Raw genomic sequence first — 13,491 nt, 5'->3', positions numbered from 1 at the left:
AATCACTTCTGTAAAGATGTCAGAACTTCAATTCCCATGATAGTTGCAGGAATTCTATAATCTGGCGACAAATTTGATAATATAACTACTCCAATTTGATTTTCTATATCGAATCCAATATAGGTGTTGTAATTTCCCGTTGCGCCATTATGCCAAATAATATTATTTTTATCATCAATCATCCAGCCAGCACCAACAGCATCTATATGTATTCCCATTTTTCCATATGTTCCAGTCGTAGCCTTTACTTCAGCTAATACTTCATGTGACATAGACAAATATTCTGGTTTTTCATCCATATTTATTTTCAAATATTTCATCATATCAGTAATATTCGATAATAGTGCACCAGCAGGCATATATGCATCTGACTTTGACCATTTCCAGTAGTTCCCTAAATCCCCAGATCCACCTGAAATTCTTGTGTTTTTTAGACCTAAATCTTCTGAAATATAATCATTTATCAATGGTGTATAGTCTTTATTATATATTCGCTCCAGCACCACGCCTAAAGTTGCCATCCCAAAATTAGAATACTTATATGAATAATCAGAGTCGTTGAGGTTGATTTTTCCTAGTCTTTCTATGAGCATTTCTTCAGATATACCATTGAAGTCATTTTGTTTCTGTAGAAAATTGGAAATCATAGGCTTTTCGAAATAATGTCCCTTATATCCAGATGTATGGGTCAATAGCTTGCCAATTGTTGGATAATAGTCTTTCTCCTGAAGACTCAAGTATTTATCAATTTGATCATCAAAGCTGGCTCTCCCTTCGCTAACAGCTTTGCACATCAATGATGTGGTAAATGTTTTTGTAATAGATCCAATTTCATAAGTATGTTCTACTGGGGATAATTTAATTCCATTCTCACCATAAACATCGTATGTCATTTTGTCATTCTGTATAATTCCCACGGTTATAATTGCATCTTTATTATCTTCGGTTGTATAAGTAAGCATATCCTTAAATGTCATAGTTGATAACTGATTAATTTTGTATGAACCATAAATACAATATCCACCGAACCCAACAACAACAGCCAAAACTATTATTAAGATAACTTTTTTTGTTTTCTTTTTCCCCTGTTTATAGCTTTCCATTTTTTCCTCCGATATATTTTTATATAATCTTCATTACAAGGCCATCCTAAGTGATTCAATTACATTTTATCACAAGGCTATTCCACATACTACCATATGAGGAAAAAATAAATAAGGCATAACAAAAAAACAAGCAAGTCATTCTACGACATGGCCATATGTGCCTTGCTTGTTTTGGTCTATTATGATATCTTTTTTATTTTTTGTGAAATTGATTTGTACATCGTAGCATCAGATCTATTAAAAGCATCATTAAAGAATGCGTTCTAACTATTTTAAAGTTTATGGAACAATAAAATTATCTGTTTTTTGCTTAGTGAGTTCTCTCTTATTTGTACCATCTAAATTCATTATACATATAGAAAAATCATTTTCTGATGCGGAATAGACAATACTTCCACTTGCTTTTTCAATATCAAATTCAGCAATATTATCACTACAAATCATAGATACTTTATATCCTAAATCATTAAATTCACACTTATACAATTTCCCATCATTTGCATCCACAAAAATAACATTGTTTTTAAACCATACTACTCTCCTTCTTGTTTGGACTGCATCATAGAAAGTTTCATTTTTGCTTCCATCTACTTTCATTCTTCCTATACAGAAATACTCATTATCGCTTACTCCCCATTCTGTAATAACAATCATATTATAGTAAATCCATCCATCAGTTACCCTATATATATTGAAATCTATCCCAGCGGATTTTTTGACAATTGTACTAAGATCGCATACTATTCTTCTTTCTTCTTGATCAATATCAACTGAATATAATTGATTATTAATTTTATAGTAGAGATTATTATTTACAATAGATAAGTCTACTCTACCATCAAGCTCTATAGAAACTAATAAAGTAGATTTTTGAGTATTAAGACAGTATTTATAAATAGAATTATCTTCTCCTTTTACATAAATAATATAGGAATCATTGATTGTATATCTCAAAACATTTTTTAATATCAGTTTTTCTGTCCCATTCTTTGCATTCCAGCAATATATATCTGTACTTTCTCTTGAACTTATATCTCTATAATAAATAGCATCATTATAATAATTTAAGCTGTCTACTTGATTCTTAAATTCTACACAATATGTACCATCTTTCATAATAACATGAGTCGACCCACCCTTACCAACTATGTAGATATATTCTTTATCAATTTGGTAATGATAAAATTCATTTTCCCAAATTACTTGCTCCTTGTCTGTTAAAACATTTTTTCTAATAATACTATAATAATTACCGTAGGAGTTGTTTGGATAGGTAAAATATATCCATGGATACTCCATTACTAACACTTCACTAGGATAAATGCTTAATTTTTTATTTTGTTTTGATTCTATATTAAGACTATATAGACATTTATTATCAGAATAATTAATGTAAAAAATATTTGCCACTTTCCATCATCCTTTCCTTCTTTTCTTATAGAATTATTAAATATAGTTATAATCTCTTAAAAACTGTTGAAATGAATCATTAAGAGAAACATAATGTTGAAATGAAGGCAATCTTTGTGATAACTTGTTATATAACTGCTCTCCATCAGGAATATCATGGAACCTATCTATCATAATTAGAAACCAAAGGTCCATGCCTTTATTATTTGGATCAATGATTGATAACAAACCATCATATGTAGCATAAAATTGCGGTCTGTTAGATGGGTCAAAACTTTGCCATGCTTCTCGAAAAATTTCTACAGCAGTATAATTATCTAGATTTAATTTCCTAACTCCATAATCAATAAATGCGTTCATAGTTCATTGTCCCCCTATAATTATAATAGTAACTTGTCCATAATGTATCTGGTATAAATCTAGCTCCTTTATTAGTTTACAGTGATGTAATTATACCAATTATCTCCAGTTAATACAACCTGATCCAATTTTTTCCATAACAAACAAGGCATCTACGACATGGCCGTAGATGCCTTGTTTGTTATTGTCTATTATTTTATCTTATATTTTTTGGAATTGATTTGCTATATCCACGGCTGTTTGCCTGTAATCTTTTGTACCATCTACACATATGATAGGACAATTAAGGCTTTCTGTCCATTTATCAATACTTGATAAATTGCGAAAGCGAGCGAAATTAACGAACTTGAAGTGTTGTTCATACATATCACCGCCTTTTTGAATGCGTTCTCCATGCTTTTCAGACTCTCGTTGTCCAATGTGGTCCATACGAGTTTCAACCGGTGCTGACATAAGTACTGCAAGAACATACATTGAAGATATTTTTTCACCGAAATCTCCAGTAACAGCAGAAAGGACAAAGGAATTGTATTTTTTTATGTCTGCAAGCATTAAATTCAAACAATCCTCTTGGGAACGCTCTAGAGTATATGGAATTTCTGATTTATGAAAATGATAATCTTCAATATCCATATATTTAAAATTCAAAACACTAGCCAACTCTCGTCCAAGAGTTGATTTTCCGCTGCCGTTTGCTCCAAAAACAATTATACCATGTGGCTTACTCATTTCAACCCAATTCCTTTCAAAATCTCGCATGTTTTGATGCTTTTATAGCAGTCAAATTATAAGTAATATTTTATTTTTACTTTGCTGTTTTGTTGATAAAATCAATTTCATACTGCTTTTCACCGTATTTTTCTGAGTTGTCAATAATCATACCTTCTGTGAGCGTGATACGCAGAACGATTGAGTTCGGATTGTCCTCATCGCCAACTTCATCAAACCAGTCAAAGATTTTTTTAAATTTAGCTCTGATTTCTGCATTCTTCTCGTCCTTAACCCAACCAAGATTTTCAGCCCTTCCCTGGAAAGTGTACCAACCTAACCCAGCGACAGAAACCTCGCTGTTATTATCAATTTGTAGCATTTTATTTTTTTTCGCATCCGTAGAAACATAAAATATGCCATCTTCATAATAGGCACAAACCATACGGACAGCAGGGCGAGGATTGCCGGCAGCATTGGGGGATAATGATATTGTCGCAAGTGCAATAACTTCCTCTTTATCATTTCCACAAAGTTCCTCCATAAGTTTCATCGCATTTTCGTATTTGCTCATTTTTAAATTTCCCCTTTCAGTTTTTTTATGCTGTAACCATAGTCAAACCAATTAAAACATGCCCAAGGTTTACAATTCCAACCTTAGCCACAAAGCGGGACGAACGCCGCCTGTACATTTGCCATCGCTGATGTTGCCTTTCAAAATATTGTTGCCTTGGATACCTATATTACCGTCAGTCCCGAAGATGTACACGGCTTTTACATTAACTCGGCCGGGCGATCTAAGCCACCACCACCAAGCTCCTTCCTTACCCTGAATTCTTGCTATTCGCTTACTGTTGTTTTCGTCTTTTCTTTGAAACCAATATCTTTGATTCTTGCCACGGTTATACAGGTTTGAACTGCTATCACCGAAATATTTGCAGACTTCCTCAATACTTAATAAAAATATGCTGTCTTCAGTATCTGCTCCGCCTTTAGAACCATACCACTGATTATCAGGATTTTTATTTATTACCGGAATTATCCTTGATTTATCAGCTGTATTGAAATTGTCATAAAATTCACCATTAAGATATTTTCTTAAGGCGCAGTCAGCCCATGTTATATCTTTATAAGCATCATGGTAAGAACGATGTTCTATAATTTCTTCTGTTATAATCAAAGCCGTATTGTTTTGCATGTCAAGAACACGCCAATTATAACCACCGAATGATAATAATGAGCCGATTTTAATATCTTCCATTTAAGCACTTCCTTCTTTGTAATATGTAATTCTTCTTACCCTTAGAACTTATTCTTAACTCTTCTCTTTAATCGGAAACAATAAATCAAGCTGTAAATCTTCCATTTTACCGCCTTTTTGTACATAATTATAAAAAATCAATGTTGCTTCAAATCCTTTCACCGCAACTGTTTCCAGCGATGTCCAGCGTGGTGAATCCCAGTCATTATCATATTTATCGCTTGCGTTAACCTATTCTTTTAATAAACGCCAGTCCTGGAAGTCCCATGTCATCGGGAATAGATACCCACATTTCATATACATGGGAAGGTTGTCCGATTGCTTTTAATCAACCCGATTTCTTCATAATAACATAACATTCTTCTCGAAATACCGTAATCCAATGAAACTTGTCTTATAGTTTTTAATTCCATGATTTTTTCCCTTTCTATTTCCTTGATATTAATATAAACCGTTACACGGTGTCCGAGTCAAGGGTAATTTAAAAATATATTTAGACCCACTTCAGCATATTCCAATAGCCTATCATAATTAATGCCCTCTGATGTCGAGGTCTGCTAAAGGGAAATCTGATTCTCCCCATGAGTATACAATGTAATATGTGTCGATGATATTTACATCATGTATCTCATTGAATTCAAGTTTCCCATGCTCAACTTCTTTAATCTCACTGCCACTTTGCTTTTCAACAATATAACTCCAGTCATTTTTTCTATATTGCAAGTAATACTCATCTATCTCATAAAGTGGAAGTTCCGACTTGATTAATATAGCACCAAAATATTGCATACCGTTACCATTTCCAACCAATTTACCAGCTTTATAAACTGCTTCTACAAATTGTGTTTCGGGAGGCAAAGGGATTTTTGCTAACTCCTTACTAACGAGTGATGCTTCATAATTATTGACTAATGGAATTGATATCAAAATCCCTACAACTAGAAAAAAAATACAGATTACTATACCTAACAATATTTTCTTCACCACATATCACTCCCCTAAAAAACCCAGTCTCATCTTTTTTTATCTCCTAGAAGCCACTCGAGTTGCTATTGTTCTAAACAATGTCCCCTTATACATAGACTTTATTGAGCATTTTTCCATTAAAAAATATCAAATTTAACTATTTCTAATTCTTTTTTTGTGATAAATATCAAAGGCAATTGCGCATATAAGAGAAGATATACTTGCAGATAACAATAATAAACCCATTACAAATCTTACTAATCCATCAAAGTTTCCAGATGGTGCACTGTACATGGTAAAGAAATTTTATAACATAAAAGGAAACATTATAATTACAGGAATATACTTAATATATCTTTTTTCCTTAAATATTTGATTCAGTATGCAACTTACTAAAATCGAAACTATTGATACAACACCTATAATTAAACTTAGTTCCATAAAAAACTCTCCTATATATTTATTTTTATTTAGACAATAAACATAATTGCTTCTTTTTATAACTCTATCCTCTAGCAATTATCATTTTTTCTATCGTCCATCCATTTTTTAACATAATCTAATATTACATTGCTTACCATATCTTGGCAAGAATTATCTTAATAATTCGATACCTGATTCTTACTAAAATAATCAATACTTTATGGATCAAAACTGTAAGCAACAAAGCCCTCAATTAATATTTATTTGAGGGCTTTGTTCATTACAATTTAAAATATAAATTTTCTAACTCAAATACTTTTTTGACAATCATACGGGAAGTGCTTAGCTTCTTAGTGAAGACGGCAGCTCATTATCAAGCCATATCTCAATATCTCGTTTAATTTCAAGTATTGAGTCATCCAAAGGTATACGAATCCCCTGACAACCGCCCTGACATCGTTCATTACGCAACTTTCTGTCACAACCATATCCCTGTGCAATCTTTTCTTGTAAAGATAAATGGAAATTTTCAATAACATCCGCATATTTATCTGTTTTCTTTGATCTTACAAATAAACAATAACCATATTTCATAGATAAATAAAACTCCCATACCCTTTGCTGATATATATCCCGAGTGGATAAATCTCGCTTGCTATTCTTTATATATGAATAAGCAAAATGAACTGCGTTGTCGTTGAGTGTTACGCAAGTCATTCCCATATCTATATAGCGCTGATGTAATTCTAAGGCGAACTTTTGAAGTTTTTCGGGCAAGGGATGTAAAAAATCTTTCAAAACATCGAACATGTCCGTATCTTCTGCCTTAATTAACCTGTAATCGCACCTCAAGAGATTATCGTCGTTGCTATATCTTCTCGTTCGCAGTTCTACATCTGCAATCGATAGAGCTTTTAATCCCGTCAGCAGAATTGGATTATTCGGATATGATACTTCTAACAATTGTGCTTCCGAGATATTAAGCTTCTTTGCTTCTAAGTCAATGCCGGTAAAAACAAAACCGCAGAGAGCTAAAAATCGCAAACATTCAGTTTGCTTAGAAACAGGAATTTTAGGCTTTGGGGCAGTAAATGAAGGTATTTCAGTTACCAATAATGAATCGCCACTTTCAGCCAGTTTGCTATGATTACCTATGTCAATTAACAGGTGATTAAGATTATGTAAAAACAGATAGTCTGTAGGGTTCTTCGTTTTTTTTGGCTTGACATATAAATCTCCGTCTGAGATCAAGCGGTCACAAAATAAATATAGAAAATCCCTGAACGCAATAATCCCGTTTCGTATGTTTTCTTCGCTTGCAATGTTTTCAAACATGGGTTTCAAAACATAAGTCTCAGGTATGTTGGCTGGTATCAAGTTTTTTATATATATAGCGTACTCACTGATTGGTTTTTGCATTAATATCTCACCGTGATCTGTACTCATTCTTTTCACTCCTTCTGTTTTTATTATTTGTTACTATCACAGTTTAGCATATATAATAACTAAGTAAAAATAAAATAGTTTAATGCATATTTCATTTTCTCTTTTCTTTTTCTCTTAATATGGTCATGTTTTAAATATTTACTTTCTGCATAGCTTATTTGCTTCCCATAAAACATTCTTAAGAAAATCAATCATCATGATTAATACTTAATAAGCAAAAAGGACAAATGAATTGTATTTTTCTATGTCTGCAAGCATTAAATTCAAACAATCCTCTTAGGAACGCTCTAGAGTATATGGAATTTTTGATTTATAAAAATGATAATCTTCAATATCCATATACTTAAAATTTAGAAGATTAGCCAACTCTCTCCCAAGAGTTGATTTGCCACTGCCGTTTGCTCCAAAAACAATTATACCATGTGGTTTACTCATCCCAGCCAAATCCTTTCAAAATCCAGTTAGTTATAATGCGTAATTTGAATACGATAGCCTATCGCCTCCAAAAACTTGTTACATCTTTTTTATCCTCAATATTATGGGCAATTATTTTGCTTAATAAATCAAAATCCACCTTATCTGTCCATTTGATTCTAAATAGTTCTTGTGTATGGGAATATCCTGCTTCCTCTATTTCCTTTTCAAATAATCTAATAACTACTGCTTCAGGAGCCACAGCTATATGCCCTTTAGCAATGCTAAAACCAATGATAAAAGTTCCGTGGTCAGTAAACATAGGCTGATTCCACTTTAATTCTTCTTTTAATTGTGGAAATTGATTTTTAATATAATTTAGGATCCCTTCCATGCGTTCCCTTTTATCTAAATCATCAATGTTATCTAAGAATGTTTGAAAATCCTTCATACTATTCACTCCTCTCTAATTACTCTTAAATCATGTAATGATTATTATTTATACCCATGCTGTGCACACAACAAAACCTGCACTTTTAGAAAATGCAGGTTTTGTTATAATTACTACTATTTAATGATTTCTTCCACAAAGCGATTGAGCACAGCAGCTACTTGAGCCCTTGTGGCATTGTTCCTTACTAATAGGCTATCACCACTACCTTCTATTAAGCCTCTTGCATTTGCCCAAGATATTGCATCTAATGCCCAGCTTGAAATATCCTCTGAATCTACATATTTGGATAAATTAGCCTTGGCACTTACATCATAACCCTTGTTCTTGGCATAGTTCATTAGTATTACTGCCAATTGCTCACGAGTGATAGACTGATCTGGGTCAAACTTTCCATTGCCCATGCCCTTTACAATGTTATTTTTGCTTGCCCACTCAATGTAGCCCATATAATAAGCATCTCTTTCCACATCTGTATAGCTACTATTTTGGAAGTTGCTATCATCAATATTTGCTAGTCGTCCCAGTACAGTGACGAACATTCCTCTTGTCATATTAGCATTTGGACTAAAGATAGTAGTTGAAGTACCTTCTAACAATCCAAGTTCCACCACATAGTCTATGTCTTCTTTTGCCCAGTGACCTGTGATATCTTTGAATTCCACCCTATCCTCCATGTAGCCAATAGCATAGGTGGAAAAATGATCGGTGCTAAAAATGAGGACTTTATCTACACTATCATAGCTTGAGTTTGTGATCCAGTTTACCTTGCCATATTTATCCACATATACTGCTTTTATATTTTCGGCCTTTTCATTTGCGCCCAAGGTGTAAGGGATGCTGACTGTAACTCTACCTGTACCAAAACTCTCTACCTCTTTATTATTGCCATAGTTCACCTGAAGATCAAATACTGGACGAGAACCAATGACCTCTTTGGCCTCAGCAGATAGTTTGCTATTATCACCAGGTCTAGCAGTAATGTTTACATCCGCATTTGCCTGTTTATTGATTTCTTTTATAGTATCCAAATCCATACCAATTCTGATATCAGGATTATCCACTACTACAATAGTGTTGAGAACTTTCTTACTAATAATCATATCTTGTACCTTTTTTGGTAAATTGACTCTAAAATCACTTACATTTTTATTTCCAGTACTTATATTTAAAACAAGGTTAATTCCATTTTGTTCATAACCCTTTGCCTTGGCATCCTCTAGTGCTTTTTCAAAAGCATCATTCACATTTTTATCTGTTAAATCAAAGACCAGCTTGCCCTCTTGGTCAAGAGTGCCTGTAAGTTTCATTACACCTTGTGTAGGAGCATTAGGCTTGTCTATAGTAGGTAAAATGACAATTATAGAGATTGAGTTGTCATCTGTGGAACTTTCTACTTGTCCAGAACCACTTCCACTACTAGGGCTACTTCCAGATCCGCCACCATTGTAGCCTCCACCAGAACTATTTTGACGATAATTTGCAGTTACGGTTACTGCTTTTGCAGGCATGGTAAAGCTTGTTGTCTTTTCGCCTGCATTGGTAAAGGTTATGTCCGTACTGCTCCAACCTGTAAATGTATAGCCACTTCTGTCATTTGCCGTAATCGTAACTGTGGCACCCTCGGCATAACTCCCACTGCCTGTACCGTTTGTTACTGTGGCAATGAATAGTCGCTCTGCTACAGTAATAGCTTGAGTAGTTTTGATGCTTGTGCCATTTGCTGTTAGAGTGATTAAGGTATCACTTAGAGTGAGTGCTTCTGTCTTATCCACCGTGTAGTCCATAAAATTTTCATCTGTTGTGCCATCGTCATAGGATGCTTTCACTATCATACCAGTCTTGTCGAAGATTTCCCCATAATAATATGTTGTTTTAGTGGCTTCTCTAGTAATTTCGATTTTTTCTAATGTCCTCGCCTCTGTTTGAGGGAAGATAATTGTTACAGTCAATGTTTGATCGGAGCCTATGTTATTGGTAACACTACTTGCTCCATCATAAGAGAAAGCATTTTCAGCTACTCCTGAAAAGGTGTATCCATCTTCTGCTGTCAGATTTATGGTTGCGGTGTAAACCCTACTAGCAAGGAATTTTGTAGGATTGTCACTCCATGTAATCGTGCCAGTATACTGATTATCTGTAATGGATGTCGCTGGTGTGCCGCCGGTTGCAGGAACTGTCAGTTTACTTGTCAAATCCAAGTTGGTTATTGTGGTGTCTGGGCCTGGCTCAAATTTAAGGTATTTATAGTTGGCAATGTCTGCCGCCTTGTAAATCACTGCTGGCGTTCCACTTACATATCTGCTTGCTACTACTTGCAAGTCGATGTAGTCGCTTAAATCCGGTGCTTGATTTATCGATTTATTATTACCTATTGCAGTTATTGTGCCACCATTAAATTTAAGTGTGTTAGAACTAGAAATTCCATAACTGAGAGTATGACCTGGAGGCACTGTTCCCCCAATGGCAGTCACTGTTCCACTGTTTATAGTAAGTCCATTGGCAGAAATTCCACAACTGCTATAGTTAACCGTGCCAGACACATTACCAGCTTTAGCTGTAAGTGATCCGCTTCCTTCTATGGTTAGTGGGTTATTCACTATTCTGATAGCTAAACTTTCCTTTTCATTAATATTCGCCGCAGTAACCCTATTTTCACCCTTCAATACGATCTTTAGGGTCTGATTGGCATAAATACCATAGGTTCCATTATCATCGGAATAGTTATTGGTAATTGTTGCACCATCTAAGATGAGGGTACTTGTAGCTGGGTCATAAGTAACAGTTCCATTTCCAAGAACATTACTTGCGTTGGCGCTCTTAACCTGCACTCCACCTACCCATAGATTGTAGCTGACGGGGACAGGTTCACTGATTACTATGGTGAATGGTGCAGATGTTGTGTCGTTCAATGTGAGTTCAAGTGTGGAAGTCATTCCTGCTGCCGCGGTATTAGCTACTGTTAGTGTCAGCATTCCGCTGTTATCCGAAATCGTCACATTGCCGCTGTTGCCCACAGTTACGCCAGATGGCAGATTCACAACGCTCACGGGATATGTTCCATTGGCTATATTCGCTGTAGTCACAGTATAGGTTAAACTCCCTGCCTTTCCCGCAGTCGCGGTGCCGCTTTGTGATCCAACAGACACGCTCTTTATAGGCTCGGCTGTTGTAGTAATTCCCATGCTTGCCACAGGGCTTCCAGGGTTGTAGCCTGTCTTTTCAGCAGTCCGCGCCCAGACATAATAGGTTGTACTTGGTGAAAGACCAGTAAATAACACATCCGATTGCCAACTGTCTGTGGGCTCGACCAAATTACTTGTACTGATTGCATACTCAATAATCTGATCTCCGGGGTTCTCGCTTGCCACAGCTGGATTGACTGTTATTTGGTCGTATGACTTAGAGGCCTCGGTTGCAGGGGTCGTGATGGTCGCGCCATTTTTGTAGGGTTCAACCTTAATATATTTGTAGTTTTCAATATTTGCCGCATCATAGGGACCGGCATTGCTACCATCTATGTTGGTGCTAGCTGTGGCAATACCCTTTATAAGGTTCAATGTTCCGTTTAGAGCATTTGTTTCACCTCTGGCTATTACCATACCTCCATTGAAGTTTAGTACACCGCGTATTGCTAAGAATGTACCGGTGGCGTTTATCTCACCACCTGATATATTAATTGAATTTGTATTATTGTTGGCAGATAGACCAATTCTTCCAGTTACCGTAATTTTACCTCCAGTGATATTATAGCTATTTGCTACCATTGCCGTAGGGGCAGCTCCAGCGCTATTAGCATTCACATCGCCACCAAAAATATTTATTATATTACCAAAAATACCAAGTGATGTTGCGCTGGCATTGCTTATACCGGTGATTGTTCCGCTTTTGATTGTGAGTTCACCATTACTGTAAATGCCATAGCTGACACTTCCTTTTCCGCTATTGGCATCTAGACTGCCAGTGCCTGAAATTTCCATTTTACCTGTTGTGTGGATTCCGTAACTGTATTTACTGTTTGCATCTGGACAATGTATGGTGTTGTCCCCCGTAACTACTATTTTTAGTCCGCTGATATCTGCATATATACCATATTGACATTCTTTCTTATCATTGTCTGTTTTATTGTATACCGCTCTTACTTCTGCACCATCTAAGGTGAGGGTATTTGTATCCGAGTTGTAGGTGACTCTCCCGGTAATACCTGTGCCTGTGATATTGTCCTTATTTGCATCGGTCACCTGCACGCCGCCTACCCATACATCGTAGTAGGTGGTGAGGGCCAGAGGAGCTGCTAGTCCGCGTCCCATTATAGTTGCAGCCACAGTCACGATAATCTTAGGTAGCTCTATGTTGACATCATACCCCTCAATCACTGGGCTAAAGACATAGTCACCCTCAGTGTCCATGTCATATTCTGGTCGAGAAGTCCATGTTACAGGGATAATCTGAGTGGTTTCTTCAAACTGGGGGTCATTCACTTCTTCTAGCTCATCTGCCTCACTATCCTCTACCTCTATGGTAGAGCTAGTGGTTGTGGATGTTGTTCGCACTGTGGCGGTCAGTGTTTCTGGCAATTCTAAATCCTCAATGGATGTACCAAATGATACTGATTTTTCTGTTTCTATTAGGGGTGCAAAGCTGATAATTTCTCTGCTAGCATCAACATTTGTATGCATTTCTTCAGCCATTGTGGTCACTGCTAGCATATTCAATATTATACACAGTGTAAGAAAAATACTTAATATTTTTTTCATAGTGTCTTCTCCTCCTTGATTTGTATACTTGTTTTTCCTTGCTCCATAAGTTTCCGTAATTTTTGGCTTTCTTCCTTGTTAGCCAAACGAACATTGATTTTCTCACAGAAAGGGCATACCTTTACCACTCCAATCCGATAGAATAAAAAGCCGCAGTCCTTACATGTGTAAATCATACCATTCCCTCCT

General features: G+C 35.6%; 14 protein-coding genes. All 14 read right to left on the bottom strand.

What is annotated here, in order from left to right:
• Positions 1 to 2: 2 nt before the first annotated feature.
• Positions 3 to 1,103: a serine hydrolase domain-containing protein gene (locus RIN63_RS01310; RefSeq protein WP_310442845.1), complete on the bottom strand. Its 1,101-nt coding sequence runs from the start codon at positions 1,101 to 1,103 to the stop codon at positions 3 to 5.
• A 282-nt stretch (positions 1,104 to 1,385) separates the two neighbouring features.
• On the bottom strand, positions 1,386 to 2,516 hold the full coding sequence (locus tag RIN63_RS01305) for a DUF5050 domain-containing protein (RefSeq protein WP_310442844.1): 1,131 nt from the start codon (positions 2,514 to 2,516) through the stop codon (positions 1,386 to 1,388).
• Between the two features lie 36 nt (positions 2,517 to 2,552).
• The gene (locus RIN63_RS01300) at positions 2,553 to 2,876 is read right to left on the bottom strand and encodes a hypothetical protein (protein ID WP_310442843.1); all 324 of its coding nucleotides are present in this window, start codon (positions 2,874 to 2,876) and stop codon (positions 2,553 to 2,555) included.
• Between the two features lie 201 nt (positions 2,877 to 3,077).
• Positions 3,078 to 3,605 carry a shikimate kinase gene (locus tag RIN63_RS01295; RefSeq protein ID WP_310442842.1) on the bottom strand — a complete coding sequence of 176 codons (528 nt, stop codon included), beginning with the start codon at positions 3,603 to 3,605 and terminating at the stop codon, positions 3,078 to 3,080.
• Positions 3,606 to 3,681: 76 nt separating this feature from the next.
• On the bottom strand, positions 3,682 to 4,158 hold the full coding sequence (locus tag RIN63_RS01290; protein ID WP_310442841.1) for a pyridoxamine 5'-phosphate oxidase family protein: 477 nt from the start codon (positions 4,156 to 4,158) through the stop codon (positions 3,682 to 3,684).
• 69 nt (positions 4,159 to 4,227) lie between these two features.
• Positions 4,228 to 4,845 carry a DUF6273 domain-containing protein gene (locus RIN63_RS01285; protein ID WP_310442840.1) on the bottom strand — a complete coding sequence of 206 codons (618 nt, stop codon included), beginning with the start codon at positions 4,843 to 4,845 and terminating at the stop codon, positions 4,228 to 4,230.
• Between the two features lie 293 nt (positions 4,846 to 5,138).
• Entirely contained in the window at positions 5,139 to 5,258 is a 120-nt protein-coding gene (locus tag RIN63_RS15360; protein WP_399323879.1) for a MerR family DNA-binding transcriptional regulator, read from the bottom strand.
• A gap of 118 nt (positions 5,259 to 5,376) precedes the next feature.
• Positions 5,377 to 5,829 (bottom strand): hypothetical protein, encoded by a 453-nt coding sequence (locus RIN63_RS01280; RefSeq protein WP_310442839.1) that lies wholly within the window; start codon positions 5,827 to 5,829, stop codon positions 5,377 to 5,379.
• A gap of 288 nt (positions 5,830 to 6,117) precedes the next feature.
• The gene (locus RIN63_RS01275) at positions 6,118 to 6,252 is read right to left on the bottom strand and encodes a hypothetical protein (protein WP_310442838.1); all 135 of its coding nucleotides are present in this window, start codon (positions 6,250 to 6,252) and stop codon (positions 6,118 to 6,120) included.
• Positions 6,253 to 6,576: 324 nt separating this feature from the next.
• A complete protein-coding gene (locus tag RIN63_RS01270) occupies positions 6,577 to 7,680 on the bottom strand; it encodes a hypothetical protein (protein WP_310442837.1) in 1,104 nt (367 codons plus the stop codon).
• A 276-nt stretch (positions 7,681 to 7,956) separates the two neighbouring features.
• Positions 7,957 to 8,115 (bottom strand): shikimate kinase, encoded by a 159-nt coding sequence (locus RIN63_RS01265; RefSeq protein WP_310442836.1) that lies wholly within the window; start codon positions 8,113 to 8,115, stop codon positions 7,957 to 7,959.
• A gap of 58 nt (positions 8,116 to 8,173) precedes the next feature.
• On the bottom strand, positions 8,174 to 8,545 hold the full coding sequence (locus tag RIN63_RS01260; protein WP_310442835.1) for a DUF1801 domain-containing protein: 372 nt from the start codon (positions 8,543 to 8,545) through the stop codon (positions 8,174 to 8,176).
• 116 nt (positions 8,546 to 8,661) lie between these two features.
• A complete protein-coding gene (locus RIN63_RS01255) occupies positions 8,662 to 13,302 on the bottom strand; it encodes an S-layer homology domain-containing protein (protein ID WP_310442834.1) in 4,641 nt (1,546 codons plus the stop codon).
• Positions 13,299 to 13,478 carry a hypothetical protein gene (locus RIN63_RS01250; RefSeq protein WP_310442833.1) on the bottom strand — a complete coding sequence of 60 codons (180 nt, stop codon included), beginning with the start codon at positions 13,476 to 13,478 and terminating at the stop codon, positions 13,299 to 13,301. Before RIN63_RS01250 ends, RIN63_RS01255 begins: the two co-directional genes overlap by 4 nt.
• Between the last annotated feature and the right edge of the window lie 13 nt (positions 13,479 to 13,491).

It is taken from the genome of Tissierella sp. (genome assembly GCF_031460495.1).
In the GTDB taxonomy this organism is placed as follows: domain Bacteria; phylum Bacillota; class Clostridia; order Tissierellales; family Tissierellaceae; genus JAVKTS01.
This window is presented reverse-complemented; position numbering and strand designations above follow the sequence as displayed.